The following is a 19,044-nucleotide window of genomic DNA, read 5'->3' on the forward strand; positions in this document are numbered from 1 at the left end:
CGGAGGCTCACTCCCGGGCCCCTCCAGGGTCTCTAGCTGTCTGCCTTCGGTCAGAGCTGCAACCAACTGGTCCAGGGCCTCGGTGTAGTCGTCGCGCACAGCGCGCAGGTCGTGCCCCTCAGATGACGGAGACGGACACGATGTTCCTCCGTGGCCGGGCTGGCCATCACGGCACACAGACCACTCCGACCTCGATGGTCATCGTGATCGCCATGTCTCCATGGGCCTCCGTGCCGCCGTCGCCGCACCCCGGTGAACTGTCCCACAGAGCGCAAGCCGGACCGGCTCAGAACAGCCCGCACGAGGCATCGCCCTGCTGTTCTGCCACGCTCGAACGACCTGTATACGCGGGAACCGGTTTCGTACCGTTCGGCGGGTGCAGGCGGGTATGGTGTCGCCCGGCAGTACCTGCTGCCCCCTGCCCCGCGTTGACCGGCCCGGACCCGGAAGCGTGTACGGCGGAAAGGTGGTGCATCACCCCGTCAGGCAACACGACCTCCCGGTCGTGTACACAGCTTTCGTCGTCTGCCGGCGTGCCGGTCCGGGGTGTCGCGCCGCGGATAGGTCCGATCATGATGTCCGCCGAGGGCAAGGCCGCGCGTATGCGCAGGGCCTACACCGGCGAGCCGAAAGCGGCCGCTCTCCACTTCTACCGGCAGGCCGGCATGCGCTTCGGCCTAGTCCCGGACGCCGTCGATACCGGTCAGCAGAGTCTGGAGGCGCTACTGTTCCAAACGCTGGCGCACCCCGGCCTGTTCGTCGAGGGATCCGCCGACCCCGGCTCGGTGTGGGGACTCTCCGGCGCCAGTCCGTACCCGGACCGCCTTACGCTGTGGCCGGCGCCCGGACAGGCAGCCAGTCTCCTCGCACGCTGGTTGCCCATCCGCACCCGGGCCGGAGACTTGGGCGGCATCCCTGGACTACGGGCCGCCGCGCTCTCGGCACGGCCCCGGGACACTCTCACCCTCGCACTCGCCGGCCAGCGCGCCCATGTCGAGCTTCGGGCAGAGCCTCATGCCCTCCAGGAAGCCGCTGACCTCGTGCGCGGCGCGGGACTCGACGTTCTGTGGGACGCGGATACCGCCTCTCGAACAGAGAGCGAGGCACTCAGCAGCATCCTGTCCGAGCTGTCTGTCTCCCAGACCGTGCTCTGGAGCCGTGCCCTGCGGCGCTTGGGCCTGGCACGCGACGCCTTCGCCGCCTGGCGGCAAAGGGACCCGATCGAGGCGGAACTCGAAGGCCCGCACCCCACACGCATCGCCGCGAGGCCGAGCGGGCCCACGGTCGCGTTGCGGGGCGTGGTGGCGGTGCTCTCCAGTGACGGCCGCGGCGGACGTGGCTGCACCACAGCCAGCTACATGCTCGCCGCGGCTGCGGCCGTCGGCGGCGCAAGGGTGGGGATCTTTGCCGGCGACGACCCTTCGAACCTTCCACGCCTGCTCGGTCTGGGCCATGCTCCCTTCACGGGTTGGCGCGATGCCTCCAGCCAGCTGGGTGGCGACCATCACCTTCAGGTAGCGGTCCTGGCGGAGAGCACGACCGGGGCCGCAGAGCAACTTGCCGCCGCGCGCGCCGAGTTCGACGTCCTGGTGGTCGACGTCGGCAACGCCTTCCAACATCCCGGCCTGGCCGCTCAGGCCGATGCCGTCGTCGTCCTGGCTCCGGACCAGGTCCCCTGGTACGACGACGAGATCATCGACGAGCGCTCGCCCCGGGTACAGATCTGGTCTCACCTCACGAGCCTCAATCAGCAGGAGTGGTCCTCACGCCGCCCTGGGCCAGAGTTGTTCGTCTCCCTTGACGAGGCTTTCGCCCAGTACGTCGTGTGGCGCGCCGACCAGGAGGGCATCACCCTGCCGCGGGAAGGTGATGCCGACGCCAGACCGTGGGACGGCGAAGCCGACCGGCCGGGCGGCAGCACGGCCGATCCGGAGAACGAGAACGAGCCGGAGATGGACGCCGACCAGGTCGGGGACGATTGGGACGACGAACTCGACCTTGATGGTGAGGATGAGGAAGAGGACGGGTGGGTCGAGCCGTACGACCCTGAAGCCAGCGACGACGTCGAGGACTTCTGGGCCTTCGGTTCCGTTGGCGGAAGCGCCTGGACCACGTTGCCGCCAGAGGACAAGGCCCCCCACCTCGGCACGTGGCGGACCGACTTCCTGCAGATCCTCGCGCCGGAAGGCGAGCGGCGCCACCCAGAGGCATGGCCGGACGTCATGGCTGACTGGGCTGAACGAAGCCGAGTGCGGAACCTCCAACGCGTTCCTGCTGGATTCCTGAGCCGCGCGGAGCAGGCCGCCGCTCAGGAGCAGATGGTCGCGGCGGACACCGAGAAGTCGCTCCAGCGCTGGGACGAGGAGCTGTGGCAACGGGAAAGTGCGGCGTGGCTGGCAGCCAACGCCGAGCTTCGGGACGACGTCGGCCATGCCGAGGACGACCAGATCTGGACGCTGCACCACCCGCGGCCGTCGGTGGAAGTGGCCGCGGAACTTCGCAGCCTGGTACGAAGCGCCCCCTTAGGCCGACCGATCGTATATGCGGTGACCCAGCCACGTGAGGACCTCGACCGGCACCTGCTGGAACAGGTGGGAATCGCTCTGCAGCGGGAGCAGGGGATCGACGCCCTCACCGTCATCCCGCGGCACATGGCGCTGCGATCGTGGGTGCGGACCGGCCGCGTCGAACCTCCCGCACTGGCGATCGGCTGGACGCTGGCCGAAGCTACGCTCGACGCCCTGGAACACCGGGACTCGTGAAGCAGGCCCGCGTGTCGGCTCCTGGGTGCACCCGGCCGCCCGTGTGTGCGGCTGGGTGCGCTCAGGGCTTGATGCCAGCCGCCTTCCACGCCGTCGCCAACTGAACAGGGTCGCGCAGAGAGGTCCATCAGTGTTCCTCCCCGCTCCGGTGGGCCCAGGCTCGATCAGCGTGCGCCGATGACCAGGTCGGCCACGACTTGATGCCGAAGCTGGCCACGCTGCCGAGTACGGGGACGGTCAGGTCTGCCTCGGAGTTGCCGTCCAGGAACGCCGGGACCTCGGCCGCGGCCAGGCCGACGGCATGTCCCGTCGTACCGGCCGGACCTGCGTGACCCTCAGGGGGAGTGCTCGATGGGTACCACGGTCCAGTCGCCGCCGGGCTCGCGGCGGTGCATCAGCCGACCGGTGAACGGGGTGAAATGGTCGTACTTCTCGGCGAGTTCGTTCTGCTGCTTGATGCCGTCCAGGGCCTTCTCGCGGCTCTCGTAGGCGGTGGAGTACGCGCCGCCGTCCCAGTCGACGCCCGGGTGCAGGGCCCAGAGCAGGTGCTGCTCGCCGCGTTCCTTCTGCTCGCGCTGGTGTGCGGTCCACAGCCGGTCGACCTCATCCCAGCCGGTCTGTTCCTGCCAGGTGTCCATCGCCTGCTCGTGGTCGTCGACCAGCCGCCTCAGGGGGCGCGGGTCGTCGTCCTCGGCGATGGCCTTCAGCTCTGCGGTCTCGAACTCCGGTGCATATTCCTCGGCGGCGTACTCGTAGCCCTCGTTTTCGATCTTCCAGGTGAAGCCGCGGAGTTCCATCCAGTCGTAAAGGGTGAATCCGGCGGGAAGGGGCAGGGCCATGCGGTGGGGTTCTCCTGTACGGGTTGTTGGGGGCGGCGCAGACCTCAACATCTGCGTCTCTTAAGACTATATAGCTTGGGGTGGATGAATGCAAGTCTTAAGAGTCGACTGGGGTTTCTGTTGCACGTGAAGACGATGCGACCGTGAGGTTCGCGCGTATGAAGGAACCTATGCGGCAGCGCTGTTGCCTGTCCGGTTCAGTGTGCCGTGGTTGATCCGTCGGCAGTCTGCGCCGCGGGGACGAGAGCGCGGGCCTGGGCGAGTCCGCGCGTGACGCCGGAGCGCCAGATGGCTCCAGTGGTGGTGACTCGGTCGGAAAGGCGAACGTACTCGGCGAGCGGACCGGCAAGGAGTTCGCGACCTTCGGCGTCGAGCTTGTAGCGGGGTGGAATGATGCCGGGGTGGAGGTCGCGCCAGGCCTGCAGAAGTTCGATTGCCGGCGCGGACGTCCACCAGCAGGCTGCGACGGCAAGGGCGACGAGGTCGCCGTCGAGGCGGGCGGAGAGGCGCTCGGGGTAACCGCCGAGACCGCGGTCTCGCGAGCCGGGCCACCGGCCCTGCTCCCACGCCTCCTCGGGCGCCGGGTCCCATTCATGGTCCCAGCCTCGGGCGGAGAGTTCCTCGCGAACGCCCCACTCGACGAGGACGTCGACGGTGTCCAGCAGCTCACCTGCGAGACGCTGGCGGTGGACCTCGGTCCGCCATTGCGCGCGACGGTTCTTGGCATCCGCACCACGCAGCCCGAGCGTGCTCCAGCAGGGGTCGGCCGATCGCCGGGCGCGCAGCCTCTTGTGTGTCTCCGTGACGTCCCGGACGTTCTGTGGGACTTCGTCGTCGACCGCGATCCAGATCGAGTGCACCGCGCCGCGAGGCATTTTCCACCGCCGGAGACTTCGTATATTGCAAGGCTCCGCGCAGCCTAGCGGCCCGGAGACTGGTACACCGCCACGTCCCCGTGTCCGGCAAGGAGCAGTAGCTCGCGCGGTCGCATGACGTCCTGACGGCCGGCGCTCAGCGATTCCTGATGTCCTCCGCGGTGGTGGTGAACCGCTGTCAGGCGTAGCCGGAGGAGTCGGTGGCCCATGCGGCGGCGCGGGCGACGAGTTCCGGTGTGAGGTCGGCGACTTCACCCTCCGGCACGGTCCCGTACACGAGCAGCCGCCCGCCGCTCGTGCACACGTCGAGGTGCCAGTCCTCGCCGACACGGTATGCCACGACCCTGGCCTGATGGGCTGGTTCGTAGGCGTAGAACCTCCTGCAGTTGGACCAGTGAAATATCAGGCGCGGCGTGTGGTCACGGGGTCTCGGACGGTCCGGCTGGGGCCCAGCCGGACCCGGGGTCGTGGGGCTGGCTGAGGATCGCCGCGAGGTGATCGACCGTGGTGTAGGGGACGCGGGGATCGACGAGGAACGCGGCTGGCTCGATGGTGCGGGTGACCATCAACGGCTGCACCCGCCAGGGGTATTCGCCGTCGACACCGCAGGCCGCCGCAGCCTGGACCGCGTGCTGGGCGACGGTGGCGGCTTTGCTGAGCAGCTTGTCCCGGTAGCGGGTGGTGAACCTCTTCATGTGCTGCTGCAGGGCGTGGACAGCGACGGCCCGGGTGGGGTTCTTCGCCTCGATCACCCACAGGCGGTGGGTGTCAGAGTCGGCGACCAGGAGGTCGATCTCTCCGATCAGGCCGGGGATACCGAGTGTGGCGGCGGTCTTCTCCAAGAGGCGGAAGCGGTGCGGCAGACCGGCACGGCGGGCGGCGTCCCGCACGTCCTTCTCCAGACGCTGGTCGAGTTGCTGGCGGTAGCGAAAGAGTGCTTTGTCGACGGGTGCGGGAAGTTCGGGGTGCGGGAGGTGGCCATCGTCGAGGTTGGCCGCCCACGTCTCCAGGGAGACGTGGGCGAGCCAGGGCAGGACGAGCAGCTGCTCGCCGTGGGCGATGAGAGGGTGGGTCAGCGGCCGGATACGGCGCTCGACCTCGGTGTAGGCGTGCTCGCCGGGGCCTTCGGCGTTGCCGGGATGCAGGCGCAGACGGTCGACGGCGGCGTGGAGCTGTTCGGCGGGAAGCCCGGACCAGGCGGCGCTCTCAGCGACGAGTTCCTCGCTGGTCACGGTGATGGTGCCGCGCTCGCCGGTGGCCCAGTCGGACGCGGTGGCGAGGACCGCGACGATCGCGTCCAGACCGCACCCCCAGTCCTTGATGAGGAGCTGGTCGGCCTTGGCGAGCTCGCTACCAGTGGGAAGGGCCGCTGCCGTGAAGCCGACGGGCGTGCGCACCTGCGCCCGGGCGAGCACGTCGGCCGCGTCGAAGGATTTGAGTTCTGTATCGGCGGCGGCCTCGATCATCCGCTGGTGGCGGGCGTGTTGGTAGGCCTCGGCGTCGAAACCGAGATGGTCCGCGTTCGCCGTGCCCTGGGCCGGGGCGGAGGTGTTGGGGTCGGCGCTTAGGTTGAACAGGCCGCTGGGGTCGATGGTCAGGACAAGGTCGTGCAGACGGCGCGCGGCTGAGACCGCGGCAATGCCGGTGGTGTAGACGACTTCGGCGAGCGCGACGAGCTCGGCGACGGCAAGGACATCAACGGGCCGGTCACCGGCGGGCGGTGTGACGAGCGCCTGCTGCAGTAGCAGGTGCAGCGCGCTGGTGGCGGTCATCGCGTCCTGCTGCTGGCGACGGGACTCCTCCGCCCAGTTGTCCGCCCAGGGGGCAGCGAGGTTGACCGTGATGGTGGTGTGCGAGCGAGTGCGGTGGGACCACGCGGCGTTCAGATGCCGGGCGAGTTCGCCGAACAGGGCCGGCTGGTGGGCGCTGATCTGGTCGGCGAGTTCGGTTTCCAGTGCATGGAGGAGCTGCTCGGCGGGTCCGCCGGGGCGGCATGCGTCGGCTCCGTGCCACGTGCCGACCGGCACGCTGGCGCGGCGTACAGCCGCGGCCGCGGCGCGCAGGGCGCGTGCGTGCAGGTGCGGAGTGCGCGGCAGCGTGAAGGCGGGGCGGGCAGCGGGCCAGGAGTTGGTGATGCCGGCCAGGAGCAGCAGAGGATGGGCGTTGTTCCATGCGTCGGTGAAGGTGTCGATGTCGGTACCGGGCCCGGCGGCGCGGCCGGTGCGGACTTGGGTGATGAGTTCGTGGACGAGGCGGCCCAGGATGCGGTGCCCCTGTTGGCCGTCGCCGGCGAAGGCGGCAAGGAGCGGAGGGTCGACGACGAGTCCGATCCGCGCGGTCTCGGGGTCGGAGCCGGCGAGCACGAGGAGCCTCTCTTCCGCGTCGGCGTCATCGGCCGAATCCATTGCTCCGGTGGGCAGTTGGTGGGGCTCGGCGGAGACCGTCATGTCCACGATGAGGGGTGCGCCGTCGGGGAGCGTGGCGTGCGCGACGACCGGCTCGATGGTGGTGAGCGTGGTGTGAAGGGAGTCGGCCAGGTCGTCCATGCCCCGTGCGTCCAGTGGGCCGCCGCGCTGTTGGGAGGGGACAGCGACAATCACCATCGGCGGGACGGTCGACGTACGGATCAGCAAGGTGCCCTCGGAGCTGCGGTACTCCAGACAGGCTCGCGTCCCGCGGGCCCCGCGCTCGGGTGCAACCGGCGTGACGCGCGTGAAGTCCCGTACGCACGGCAGGCCGGCAGCGCTCAGCACACGGTCGGTGGCTGCGTGCACGGCGGCGTGCTCCCAGACCTCGTCGCACGGCGTGACGGGGACGAATGCGATGCCGTCCCGGTCGGGGCCGGGCAGCAGCAGTGTGGCGTTGCGGTGCCAAAGCGACCACGCGTCGAGGGCATCGAGGTAGGCCACGCCGTGGACGCCTGGGTGCTCGGTGAGTTCCAGGATGAACAGGGCCGCGAGGGTCGGGTCGCCGTTGCTCTGGTGGAGGATCTCGGCGAGTTCCTCCACGTGGAGGAAGGCGGTGTCGCGGATCAGCTCGCGTGTCAGGACGCGGGGGCCGCCGTAGACGACGAGGCGGCCGTGGCCCGGCGGTGTGTCGGCGAGGGCGGCGCGGCCTTCCTCGACGCGGCCGCTCAGGGCGCCATCGGCCAGCGCGCTGACGACGGCGATGTCGTAGCGGTGGGTGGGCGAGGTCATCCGGCACACCCGTCCGGGGATTGCGGGGAAGTGGTCCACGCCGAGGAGTTGGGCGAGCCGGGCGACGGTCACCTCCTGCAACCGCTCCTCGGCCGCGGCAAGTTCGGCCGGTGGCAGGAGGGCGAACAGCCGGGTGGCGGCCGGGGCGATGGCGTCCGTTGCCGCGCCAGCGGGGACGGGCAGACGTCGGCCGTGCGCGGTGACGGCCAGGACGGGGCCGAGCAGTGGTGCGTGGGGTCGGTAGCGCAGCGGGAGGTCCTTGATCGGGCTGGTCAGCCACGTCAGGGCGCGCCTGGCATGTTCCGGGTGCCGGCAGGAGGGGACGAGGTCGACCGGGTCGGCCGTCGCGATCGCGGTGGCGGCGTCGACCTCGGCGGAGGTGATGCGGCAGGCGAGCCGATGTTCTGGGGCGTCGTCCGGGCTGACATAGGGTTCGGGCCACGCGGGGGTAAGCGCGCTGAGCGCCCGGTCGGTGATTCGCAGGGCCAGGTCGAGGACGTCTCCGATCCCGAAACCGACTGCCTCGCGCAGCGGTTGGTCGACGGCCAGAGCGGTGAGCTCCAGGCTGCGCAGCACGAGCAGGGTGTGGTCGAGCTGTCCGGGGTGGACCAGCAGCCGCTCCCCCGAAACGGTGCTGCCGACTCCCGCGCGCAGGTCACTGGGGTCGCGGCCAGTGCGGACTCCGCGTCCGGGGGCGGCTCGCACGATGGCGTCGATCAGACCGGGCAGGTCGTCGGCGCCGACGGGCATGCCAGGGCGGGATGGGGTGCGCAACACGCGGGTGAGCACCAGCAGCAGGTGGTCCTCAAGACGTTGGAAGTCCGGCGAGGTGAGGGCCGCCTGGAGCAGTACGAGCAGGGAGTCGGTGGAGTACGCGGCCAGGGCCCGGTCGAGGACCTTCCAGTCCACGCGGCGGTGTGTTGCGGAGGTGACGGGCGTGTTCGTGGTCATGGTGCGCGTCCTGGTCTCGTACCGGGCTGATCCGACGCGACAGCTTCGCAGGAGGCCGTCGGACCGCGCCGAGGATTTCAGACGGCCCGACGCCGTCGGGTACGCGCCTCGTCGCGTACCGCCGGTCAACTGGCTTGCCAGGGGCTTCTGTTGTCGCTGGTGGGGGACCTATCCAGGGTTATCCACGTCTGCGGCGCCACCGGTGCCGAGAATCATCAGTGCGAGTCATCGACAGGACCAAGGGGTCCGGGGAGGTGCCTAACGCGGCCGCTCGCCGCCGTGGAGTCAGGCAACGCGGTCGGCTGCACCGGGTTGTGGCGGTACAGGAACGCGGGTGCCTGGCAACACCGGGGGCGGTGGCGCGCAATGAGACGCTGCCCGTCCCTCGTGCCGATCCACAGCCGCGGCTCTGTCTCGGGTGCGCGGGTAGAGGCGTGGGGAAAGTACGTTGGCATGACCGCCATCGTCGTATCAGTCGTGGGTGTGCTGGGCACCATCATGGGCGCCGCGCTCACCGCCTTCGTCGCAGCTCGTACGGAGCAGCGAACGGCCACCGCTCTGGAGCGTCAGTACATATGGCAAGAGGAGTCGCAGAACCGGGTCCAGCTGAATGAGTTACGCGTCGAGCATCAGCGCTGGCGTCGTGAACGCAGGCAGGCCGCCTATGTCGCCTTCCTCGAAGCGCTGGGGGCCGTAGACCGAGACAACCAGTCGCTCTTCCGAGAACTGCAGGTCAGGCGCTCGTCGGTGCCGTTCGACGAAGCACGGGTCGCCGCGATCAGAGTGAAGTTCAAGGACGCTGAGAGCGCTGGGATCGTGACAATCCTGGAGGGTCCCGAGACCATCGCGGCCGCGGCACAGGGGCTTGTCGACCGGATGTCGTCCCTGGTGCTGGACGTGCGGGCTTACGCGGAGGCAGCCGCAGCGGATGGCATCCCCGATGCTGGCGGTGCGGTGCATGAGGCCGGCATGGAGTTGATCGTGCAGCGCAGGGTGTTTCTCGACATGGCCAGGGATGCGCTCGACGAGGTGGCCAACCAAGTCCAGAGCCTTCCCGCGGCTCGCTGAGACCGTCTCGGCGCTCTGACCGTCCGCAGGGCCGGTTTGGCTGTGTCCTCCTGGCGGCGTTGTCACACCGGGCCGTTACGGTTCGGCCATGTCCGCGCACACCTCGGGTCCGAACGGACTCGTCCCCGTACACATTGCTGTCCACGACCCCGCCCAGATGGAGAACCCAGATCCGCAGGCCGCCGACTACGCGCGCAAGCTCTTCGCGGCCTCGGCCAAGTACGCGGGCATCTCCTGGACCGAGCATGGGGCCGAGCCGCGCTGGCTCGACATGGACACCAGCACCTGCGCCGCAGCCATCAACCCGAGCCATTTCTCCGGTCGAGGCGCCGACGAGTTTGACAGGTTCCTGTCCGGGGCGGCCTCACGTCGCGAGCCCGCGCTCATCATCGCGACGATGGGCACGGCGGACGATGACCAAGACCGCGTGCGGTCGGTCTTCGGTCGGCCCGGCGGCCGCGTGGACTTCCGCCACTTCACCGGCGCGATCGTCGGCAAGCGGCTGCTCGCGGGGGCGGAGGTCTCCCTGGCTCCCGATCTGGACGCGGCCGACCACGACCTCGGACTGAGACTGCGCAACCGCCCGGCAAACGCCCCCTGGTGGGCGATGACCTTGTCGGCTACCGCCCTGGAGGGGGAGCGCGGAACGACGATGCGCAAGCCCGAAGGCGACCTGGTGCCGATCCTTGTCGACAGTCTGGGTGAGCCCGTCGTCGCACGCTGGACGTCCGGCGACGGCCAGCAGATCTGGTACGTGATCCCTGACGGGGTCGACTGGAACCAGGTGGTCGACTGGCTCGTCCAGCGCGCCCTCCCCGAGCACGTGCCGGCCGCGCTGCGCCGCGTCCGCTCGCGCCGCCACGTCGATCCCGCCCTGGAGACGCCAGCGGAGACGCAAGCACGCGGCGCAGTTGAGGAGTTGGAGCGCCGCTACCTGGAGGACAAGGCCCGCCTGGATCACGATCTGGAGCGGGCGCGGGACGAGGCCGAGCCCGTACGGTCCGGTCTCCTGTACGGCGGCGGCAGCGAGCTGGAAGACGCGGTGGCCGTGGTGTTGCGTGCCGCCGGATTCGCCGTCACCGATCTGGACGAGGAATTGGGCGGCACCCTGTCGGCGGACCTGCTCGCCGTGCTGAATGGGTCCACCTGCCTGGTCGAGGTGAAGGCCGTCGCCGGGCCAGCGGGGGAGAAACTGATCTCGCAGCTTCAACGCCATCTGGAGAAATGGCCGCAGCTGCGGCCCGGTCAGCCTGTCACCTGCGCTGCCTTGATCGTCAACCACCAGCATCGCCTCGACCCCGCCGAGCGCCCGCCCGAGGTGTATCAGCGCAGGGTCGTCGACGCGCTCCCGTTTCCCGTGCTCGCCTCCGGCGATCTGTTCCGCTGGTGGCGCATGCAGGACTGGCCGGCCGTGCAGGCTGCGGTGCTTGGCCAGGCCCGCGCAGGAGGAGAACTGGGCGGGCCCCCTGCCGGAGGGAGCGGGACCCCGGCGGACGACCGCAGGCGGTGGCGTCTCTGGCGAACGCATGCACAAGCTCCTCCGTCGGGAGACTGACTGTGGCCTTCGCCCAAGGTGGTTGGATGACGCTCTCCGGGGCGTCCTGACGGGCGAGGACCCCTGCGGAGGCCGGCTCGCCATCTGGCCGGGCCTATGACGCCGGTGGCTGCGTTCCGCATGATTCGTCGGGGAAGCATTCGATCACCGATGCCGACCATCCCGTCCGTTATGGGGGAGACTCACGCGATGCCGAGCTACATGAAGATCAGCGACATCAGGGGCATGACCTATCACGAGCTTGAGAGGTGGTGGGAAGTCGACTTCGATGTGCTGGTCACCACGGCCGTCGCCGAGGCCACCGGCGATGTGCACGCCACGGTGTCGGAGGCTTTATGTAGTGACGACTGGCTTGAGCAGTGGGCCGATGCCCTGTACGCCGGGGCGGGGGAGCTAGCCTCCAGCGTCGAGCGCATGACTTACGGCCGCGACACGCGGTTGAACAATGTCAAGCGCCGGGCGGGCGTGGTGCACCAGCGCATGGGCCAGGCCAATGCGCTCCTGAAGACACGGCGCGCCGAGCAGGGCTGGGAACTGCTCGCACCCCATCTCAAGGACGCCCGGCTGTGCGCGCTGTCGATCCTGGCCAAGCACCATGTGGAGGAGATCAAGCAGCTACGCGCCGAGGAACTCACCCGGCGTGGCCTGCCCGAGCTCAACCCCCTGGACACGCCGTCCTACCGTGATGTCTTCGAGGCCATCGAGGATGCCGTACGAAGGGATCTGATCACGGCGCCGACTGGCCAGAAGGTACGTGCGCTCCTGGCCGCTTCACCGCGCGAGGTCACCTCCGTGGCGGCGGGTGACGCGACGCATCAGCAGGAACGCTGCGACGACTTACGGCATCCGCTGTTGCTGCGTAGGTGGGCCGGAGCTCTGGAGCACCTGCGTGACCGACACTGCGAACTGGCCGGGATTAGACCCGAGTTCACCACCTCCCTTGCCGCGCTCGACATGCGGGAACTGCGCGCCATGACGGACCAGGATGCCTGGGACATCATTAACCGACGGAGGTTCGTCCGTGCTCTGGCGCAGCGGTGGCGCGAGTGTCAGATGCACGTGAGGCAGTTGGGGCGTACGGCCGCGCAGCGATCCGACGATCTCAAGCAGCCCTGGTATGAAGCTGAACGAGCCGCACGCGAGGAACTGGGCCGGCGCCGTCCGGAACAGGTCGCCGCTCTTGTCGCCGGTTTCGCTTCGTTCTGCGAGCCCGGAACGACCCGCCTCCGGAGAGACGTGACCTCGCGGTCCCGGGGACAGCTCGTGCGGGAACTCAAGGCCGCGCTCGCCGACGACAGGTGGCGCCGACTGCTCGAAGCCCCATAACCCGTGGAAATCCTCCTTGTTCTCACCGTCAACCGCGCGGAAAGTAAGGCGGACAAGCGAGTTTGGGATGGGATGCCGAGGTGGCACGAGAGCGTGCTGCTCGTGCAGCTGCCGTGCCCGTGCGCTCCGTTCCTGGTCCTCAACCGGCCGCCCAGCAGCCCTGACTTGTGTCGCGCCGTCTGTCGAGAGCAGGCTCCGTCGGAGCTGCCATGCGGGACACGATCGATGGAGGGGGGCGCCTGGCTCTGCGGCTCGGCGCGTTGGGCGGTCGCAGTGCGGCGAGGTGGACGAAGGGGCGACTGCGCCGCTGGCGGGGGTACGCCTACTTGCCCGCACCGGAGCGTGATGCAGCTCGCCCGAGTGATGTTGAGGCTTTTGGTAAATAGTCGATATATATACGCTCTATGAGCGATTTGAGGATTCATGTGGCGGCCATTACGCCTGAGTTGGCGGACCGGTATGCGGCAGCCGACGGGGGCGGCCAGCTTGACGACGTTGCGGTGGCCCATCTGACTGCGCTGAAGGCCCGCGCGTCGCTGGACGCGCGACGGATCTGGCTGCTGTTGCCCCGGACGGGACGCGCCTACACCAAGTACATCACCATGGCCCGGTCGACGCTGGCCGCAGTCGACGGAGCCTTGCCCGTCCCGGACGCCGTGAGCGTCATCAGTAGCATGCTGAGCTGCGGGTACCACCTGAGGTCCTGGGCGTCGTTGGCGACTGCCGCGCCGGGTGCGTGGTCGATGCTGACGACGAGCCTGACGGAGGTACGCAGCCGCCCCGCGGTGCCGGTGTGGTCGGGCGACGCGGTTGTCCTCGCGGGAAGATGGACACAGGCGCAGGCCGCCAGTGCCGTTGAGTTGATGGCTCTGTCGGCTCTGGCCGGTGAGCGTCCACCGGTCCTGGTGATCCCTGTCGTCACCTCCCGCAGACGCGGAACCGGCTCCGCGTCTGGGCAGATGCCGCTCGTTCGCGCGGTCGCCGACACACTGGTCTTGGGGAAAGGCATGCGTGGCTCGGTGACGGTGACGACGGACGTCACCGACATCGGGCCCGACGACGGAGTGGTCCTCGACGAGGTACGGGCCGCGGCCGTGGCGGTCAAGGCCCAGGCCACCAGTAGGGATGTTCAGGATGTGAGCGATATCCAGTGGGATGTGCTGCGCTTGGCATTGCCGCTCGAATTGCGATCCCCACGCCTAGGGCTGAATCCCGATCTCCGCCGTCACCTACTCGGTGCCCTGTGGCAGCTCAGGACCAGGGAGTTCTGGTGCAACATGCCCAGTGAGTTGGGGGATTGGCAGATGGTTCACCGGCAGTGGGTGCGCTGGGAGACGGACGGCACCCTGGACGCGTTGATGCGGCTGGTCGTGCCCTTCACTGCTGGTGCTCGCCCGCCTCGTGGGGTTCCTTCGGCACGGGTAGCTGCTGGGGACGGCCTCGTGCCTGCTCTCGGACTGCGTCTTTCGGGGATGACCGAAATTGCCTGCGACCGGGACTGACTACACCGATGGCTGCGATACCAGCACCTCGATGAGGAGTCCCTCGTGGCGGAGTAGGACGCTCAGTGCCTCCGCTTCGCCTCCGACGCTGTCACCCCCCCAGTCAGTCCACGCCTCACCCCGGTCATGCGCGAACGGACCCCGGGCGCGCCCGAACTCGGCGTACGGACCGGAGACGACGTCCTGCTCACCGCCCGCACCGGGCGTGGCCCCTGGGCCGATCTCGTGGTCGCCGAGCACATCGTGCGCACCCAGCCGCGCCGTGCGTTCGCCGACCTCGCCGCGTGGGTGGAGCTCGTCGACCTGCTGGACCACTGGGCCAACCTCGGGATGCCCGTGGCGCTCGAACTCCTCGGTGTCGTCGTTCAGTTCGCCGACCCGGCACCGCAACACTCGGTGCCGGTGCCGGTGCCGGTGCTGGCGCTGCGGTGGCCGCCGCGGCCGGGGCATGGGCCTACTCCCGCGACCCGATCGTTGCCCTGGGCGCCGGTGTGGCCGGCGGCATCAGCGTGTTGTGGAAGGTCGTGACGACAATGCACGCCGTTGTGCGCCGATAGTCCAGTCCCATGGGTGAGGCTCCAGAGCCTCACCCGTGAGCACCGCACGCGTACTGCCGCAAAGGCCGTGGGGTTGCGTAGGTGCCGGGGCGATGCGCTGTCCGCTGGGGCCGTCATCGTGTCCGGCCTGCTACTCGCTCGCTTCTCTCGTGTCCGGCGGCGTGGTCGACGTGTGGCTGGTGGTCAGCTGGTGGGGGCGAGGTGGCCGGGGAAGTTCGGTGGGGGAGTGGTGGTGATCAGCGCCGGGGAGAACGGTTCGTCGGGGGGCGCCAGTTCGTGTGTGAGACGGAGGTTCTCTGTGCGGCGGGGGCCGCGGCTGAGGGGGATGGCCGGGAGCAGGTGGGGGAGCGCGGCGGCGAAGGGGTCGACGCCGGCGGCGAGGGTGTCGGACAGGGAGCGTCCGTTGCGGCGCGCCTCCTGTCCGAGGAGCCGGGACAGGGCGGGGATGAGGGTTCCGACGGCGGGGACGAGCTTTTCGGGGCGGACGTCCATCTGGCCAAGTGCGGCGGCGAAGACCTGGAGGCCGGGGGCGAGTGCGGCGGCCAGGTGCTGCTGCTCGTGATGTACCTCGCTGGCGAGGCGCACGACTGCTCTGCGGCCATCGCTCGCGCGTTGTGCGGGCGGGGGCGTAGGACGGGTATGGAGGCTGGCGGTGATGCGGTGGTAGGCGTCGATGTAGGTGCGCTGCTGGGCGGGGTGGACGTTGCAGGCGGTCAGGAACGTCAGCATCTGCCGCACGGTGGCGGGCAGCCCCTTCCGGTTGACGATCCGCCAAGCGGTGGTGGGCGGCACCGGGGCGCGGCCGGGCAGGTCAAGGTCGCGCAGGGGCGGGGCGCCGGCTCGTTCGTACGCGGCGGCCAGGGCGGCGCCGAGGTCGTCGGCGGTGTGGATGAGAGCCGGGTTGGGGGCGTCGAGGCAGCGGAGCCGATCGCGCTGGGCGGTGCGGCCGCGAGCGCGTAGGGCACGGGCCCGGGCGAGGTCGTCCGGCCGGCCTCCGCAGGCACGGACGTAAGCGTCGAGGACAGCCAGGGTGGGGGCGGTGGTACCGGACTCGGCGCGCTGGACGGCGCCGCGGGAGATACTGGCGGCCTGGACCACGGTGCGCTGGGGCAGCCGCGCGGTGCGCCGCAGGGCGGTCAGGTGCTCGGCGAGGTGGGCGAAGGGGCGGTCTGCGGCGCCGCGGGGGGTACGGGTCATCCCGGGCCGCCTACTTGCCCGCGCCGCGCACAGCGGCCTCGGCGAGGACGGCGAGCAGACGCCGCCCGCCGCCCGCCGCAGCCAGGGTGCCTGCGCCGATCGAGACCAGGCCGCCCAGCAGAGTGAAGACCGTGTCCAGTGGGGTCCCGGCGAGGAACAGCCCGCTGCCCAGCACCAGCACGCACAGCAGCAGAATCAGCGCGTGCGTGGGGCCGAACCGCCCCGCGGCCGGGGCCGGTTCGCCGCCGTCCGCCGCGGCGGCGGCGCCGTGGGCGCAGGAGCAGGGCACAGCCAGGCCGGCCGGAGCCGGTGGGGCTGGGTGGGAGGCGAAGGTGTCGCTCATGGTGCGCAGGACCCCGTCCTGACGGGGGCCGCCCGCGGAGTGCCGGGGCCCGAGTTACTGGTCGCAAGAGTGCGTGGCCCAGGGGCAGTTGGACCCTGCCGGTCCTCGGGCTGCGCGGCACAAGCCTTCCACGCACGGCCCCGCCCCGCCGCACCCAGCACCCCTTTTGGCCGTTATAGGAATTTCTGGCCCCGCTGGTGTTCCGCTCTCCGCAACCGAATCCGCGGCCCGGCCGGGGCGTTGACACCGGTACGTCGAGGGCGAGTTGTCGGGGCGCCGTTCTCGGGGTGGCCCACCGTTTGTTCCAGCCGATTTGCGGTCTAGGCCCCTTCACCAAGACGGTGGTGAACAGCACGGCACAGGCGGCGATTTCGCCGGTGTCCTCCTGACGGCTCCTGGTCGCAAGCCCGAACCGTCTCGGAACCCTGGCAGGCGCGTTGGACCCGCGTCCGCCGACGCGTCGGTCCGGCACCGTCCTCGGCGCCGGACCGACGCGCATGCCCGCCACCGCACCGGCGTCCGGGCGGGGCGCCGGTAGGAAGGGCGCCCTTCTGCTGACCGCCCACTTGAGAGCCGGTGCACAACCCTCCCGGGCGTTCCAGCCGGAATGTGATCGCGCCCCGTCAACAGGTTCGACTTCGTCCGACCCGCTGTCTGGAGGTGTGCGGCTCTTGACGGTGATCCAGGGGTGGGCACATCGTGGCGCATTGCACCAATCTGCCCCGAAGGGGAACTCTGTGTCGTTCGAGTGGCGCTACTTCGTCCGTCCCGACGGTACGTTCTGGCGCACGCCTAACATTGATGGGCACCTCGACTCGGTGACGGATAAGGAACTCGCGAACCTGGACGGCGTAGTCGGCGGGCGCCGCGAGAGGCAGACGCCGGTGCCGTGCTCTCGGTGCACACGGACGCTGTTGCTGCACTGGAGAGCGCCGGCGCCGGGAGCGCTGCTGGAACTGTGCGAAGGCTGCGACAGCGGCCGCCCGGCCGCGAGCGACCCGATCCGCTGGATCGGCAATCCCGCCCGGCGTTAGAGAGACTTGCCGTTGCTCTTCGAGATGTGGGAGACGGAGACCATGGAGGCCATGGGCTGGGTTTTCGTACCTGCCCAGGACGATCCGCTCGCAGAAAACTGACCGCCCCCCACGAGGATCGTCAATGCCCTCGTGGCCGAGGCCCGCAGCAGGCCGTCTCCTGGATGGGGCCTGTCGCCGTCGCCGGGCTGGAGTTTCGCCGAAACGCGGTTCTTTGCCGTGAGATCCGCCTAAGCTGGCCGCTCTGCTCGGCGTGTGCCCCTCCCAGTAGGAGCCTCTACCGGACGGCCTCGATCATGCGCAGCCGTCGGCGGAGCGGGCGTGTGTCCGCCGCGCCCATCTGACATCACCACCCTCTATCTGCAGGGCCCTGTTGCCTCCGGCACGGGGCCCTTTCGCATGCCCGGAAACACGTCGACCCGAGAGGCTGTCCCATGTACGAACCGCGATTCACCGACCCCGAGCTCACCGCGATCTGGTACTACCTGCGTCCGGTCTCCGCCCGGATGGCCTCCACCTCGTCGGCGTCAGCTGTGCGCCGCCGGACACCGGATGCCCAGGCCGTCGCCGCCCGAGAAGGTCTTGATCTGGGAGCCGAGCTTGAGCGTGTTGTGCGCCGGAAGCGTCCCGGGTCTTCGGCCCCGCGGCCAGCCCGTCGTTCGGACATCGGCCGGCTGATCGCGGAACTGGCGCCGCGGCTTCGCCGCGATCGTCTGCGGGAGCGGACAGACGCCTGGATGTCGCTGGGGCTGGCGCCCGATGAGTTGGATATCTGGATGCGGGCCCTGGGCGTTGACGGGACCGCAACCGCGAGCGCCTGCATGAGGTGGTCCATCACGGCCGCCGCGCTCGAAGTTGTTCTGGACGGCCGTCAGGTGCGGCGGTACCTGCGTGACGGTGTCACGGTCACCGCGGTGCTCGCCCTGGCCGCGGAACGTGGTCTTGATCTCGCGGCGTCGCCCCCGACATGACGCATATGCCCTGGGCGGCGGAAGGTCGAGCACCTTCTCCTCCATTCCCCCGACCAGTGCGGAGCTCGGAGCGTTCCTTCTGGCACCCCGACAGGGCCGTGAACTGCTGCGTACGGGAGGGCGGATGTGGGACGGTGGGTCCTGGCCGGGTCCGCCGCTTTCCCCCGTAGTGGCGGGCCCGGCTCTCAGGCCAGCCAGCTCTACGTTCTTGATCGGGTTGACCGGGGACATGGTCACCGGGACGATGCGACGGTCAACGCCCTGCTTGCGCGGACAGGCTGACGCGATAGGCGGTGCGCGCGGGAGTGACTCGGTGGGCTGATATGTGCGGTCCTGCCCGCCCTTGCCGCCGTGCAGCCGGTAGTCGGCTACGCCGGCTGATGGGCAGTCGGGTGTCGGGGCCGGTGTTCGCGGTGCCGGACCGAAGGCCCACCACCGCCCGGTTTTCGGCTGAGCGTTCGTACGAGGGCGTCCCGGCCGCCCCGGTCTCTGGGCCCGGGCTGGGCGGACGCGGTACGGGGCATGCCCCCGTCGGCAGTGGCCGGCCTCGTGTCGCGTCCGTGGCGCCTCCACATCCGCCTCTTAAGGCTTGCATCCTCTGCGCAGTTGATGTATAGTCTTAAGAGTCAACGGGGGTGATTGGTCCCGTTGACGCCGGGAAGCAAGGAGCGGCCGGTCCGCGCTCACCGGCAGGTCCGTAGCTCAGCTGGTAGAGCGGCCCCCACGCCGGGGGAGGGTCAGGGGTTCGAGTCCCCTCGGACCGCGGAGTGCTGATATGTGCCCCTCCAGAGGCACGGCCCCGTTGAGCGGGCGCGTATCAGCACGTTGTTCGGGCCTGGCCGGTTGATCACCTGGTCGGGTTGAAGA

14 protein-coding genes and 1 tRNA gene are annotated in these 19,044 nt (G+C 69.7%); 9 read left to right on the forward strand and 6 right to left on the reverse strand.

What is annotated here, in order from left to right:
- Positions 1-572: 572 nt before the first annotated feature.
- Complete coding sequence (locus SPR02S_RS63415) at positions 573-2,762, forward strand: hypothetical protein (protein WP_019061572.1); 2,190 nt, start codon at positions 573-575, stop codon at positions 2,760-2,762.
- A gap of 335 nt (positions 2,763-3,097) precedes the next feature.
- On the opposite strand, the gene SPR02S_RS34390 is transcribed toward SPR02S_RS63415, so the two are convergent.
- The 4 genes from SPR02S_RS34390 to SPR02S_RS34405 form a co-directional block, all read right to left on the reverse strand.
- Positions 3,098-3,601, reverse strand: a complete 504-nt coding sequence (locus SPR02S_RS34390) for a hypothetical protein (protein ID WP_019061573.1) — start codon at positions 3,599-3,601, stop codon at positions 3,098-3,100.
- Between the two features lie 197 nt (positions 3,602-3,798).
- Entirely contained in the window at positions 3,799-4,461 is a 663-nt protein-coding gene (locus tag SPR02S_RS34395; protein WP_245607668.1) for a hypothetical protein, read from the reverse strand.
- Positions 4,462-4,654: 193 nt separating this feature from the next.
- A complete protein-coding gene (locus SPR02S_RS63420) occupies positions 4,655-4,816 on the reverse strand; it encodes a hypothetical protein (protein ID WP_019061575.1) in 162 nt (53 codons plus the stop codon).
- 79 nt (positions 4,817-4,895) lie between these two features.
- On the reverse strand, positions 4,896-8,624 hold the full coding sequence (locus SPR02S_RS34405) for a hypothetical protein (RefSeq protein ID WP_019061576.1): 3,729 nt from the start codon (positions 8,622-8,624) through the stop codon (positions 4,896-4,898).
- Between the two features lie 453 nt (positions 8,625-9,077).
- Between SPR02S_RS34405 and SPR02S_RS34410 the strand changes: the two genes are divergently transcribed.
- The 5 genes from SPR02S_RS34410 (at position 9,078) to SPR02S_RS63425 (ending at position 14,603) form a co-directional block, all read left to right on the forward strand.
- Complete coding sequence (locus SPR02S_RS34410) at positions 9,078-9,692, forward strand: hypothetical protein (RefSeq protein WP_019061577.1); 615 nt, start codon at positions 9,078-9,080, stop codon at positions 9,690-9,692.
- 88 nt (positions 9,693-9,780) lie between these two features.
- Positions 9,781-11,247 carry a hypothetical protein gene (locus tag SPR02S_RS56915; RefSeq protein ID WP_019061578.1) on the forward strand — a complete coding sequence of 489 codons (1,467 nt, stop codon included), beginning with the start codon at positions 9,781-9,783 and terminating at the stop codon, positions 11,245-11,247.
- 201 nt (positions 11,248-11,448) lie between these two features.
- Positions 11,449-12,573 (forward strand): hypothetical protein, encoded by a 1,125-nt coding sequence (locus SPR02S_RS34420; protein WP_158697919.1) that lies wholly within the window; start codon positions 11,449-11,451, stop codon positions 12,571-12,573.
- A gap of 404 nt (positions 12,574-12,977) precedes the next feature.
- Positions 12,978-14,075: a transposase gene (locus tag SPR02S_RS34425; RefSeq protein WP_078623088.1), complete on the forward strand. Its 1,098-nt coding sequence runs from the start codon at positions 12,978-12,980 to the stop codon at positions 14,073-14,075.
- A 126-nt stretch (positions 14,076-14,201) separates the two neighbouring features.
- Positions 14,202-14,603: a hypothetical protein gene (locus tag SPR02S_RS63425; RefSeq protein WP_158697920.1), complete on the forward strand. Its 402-nt coding sequence runs from the start codon at positions 14,202-14,204 to the stop codon at positions 14,601-14,603.
- Positions 14,604-14,815: 212 nt separating this feature from the next.
- Here SPR02S_RS63425 and SPR02S_RS65805 read toward each other — a convergent pair whose 3' ends face one another.
- Together SPR02S_RS65805 and SPR02S_RS34440 are read right to left on the reverse strand one after the other, a co-directional pair.
- Entirely contained in the window at positions 14,816-15,829 is a 1,014-nt protein-coding gene (locus tag SPR02S_RS65805; RefSeq protein ID WP_019061582.1) for a helix-turn-helix domain-containing protein, read from the reverse strand.
- 10 nt (positions 15,830-15,839) lie between these two features.
- Positions 15,840-16,172 carry a hypothetical protein gene (locus SPR02S_RS34440; protein ID WP_019061583.1) on the reverse strand — a complete coding sequence of 111 codons (333 nt, stop codon included), beginning with the start codon at positions 16,170-16,172 and terminating at the stop codon, positions 15,840-15,842.
- Positions 16,173-16,909: 737 nt separating this feature from the next.
- Here SPR02S_RS34440 and SPR02S_RS34445 point away from each other — a divergent pair.
- The 3 genes from SPR02S_RS34445 to SPR02S_RS34460 all read left to right on the forward strand — a co-directional run bounded on the left by SPR02S_RS34445 (position 16,910) and on the right by SPR02S_RS34460 (position 18,942).
- Positions 16,910-17,206, forward strand: coding sequence for a DUF6300 family protein (locus SPR02S_RS34445; protein WP_019061584.1), 297 nt, complete (start codon positions 16,910-16,912; stop codon positions 17,204-17,206).
- 434 nt (positions 17,207-17,640) lie between these two features.
- A complete protein-coding gene (locus tag SPR02S_RS60750) occupies positions 17,641-18,177 on the forward strand; it encodes a hypothetical protein (RefSeq protein ID WP_019061586.1) in 537 nt (178 codons plus the stop codon).
- 689 nt (positions 18,178-18,866) lie between these two features.
- A tRNA-Ala gene (locus SPR02S_RS34460) sits at positions 18,867-18,942 on the forward strand.
- Positions 18,943-19,044: the final 102 nt, after the last annotated feature.

Origin of the sequence: Streptomyces prunicolor NBRC 13075 (assembly GCF_000367365.1) — a bacterium.
Taxonomy (GTDB): Bacteria; Actinomycetota; Actinomycetes; order Streptomycetales; family Streptomycetaceae; genus Streptomyces; species Streptomyces prunicolor.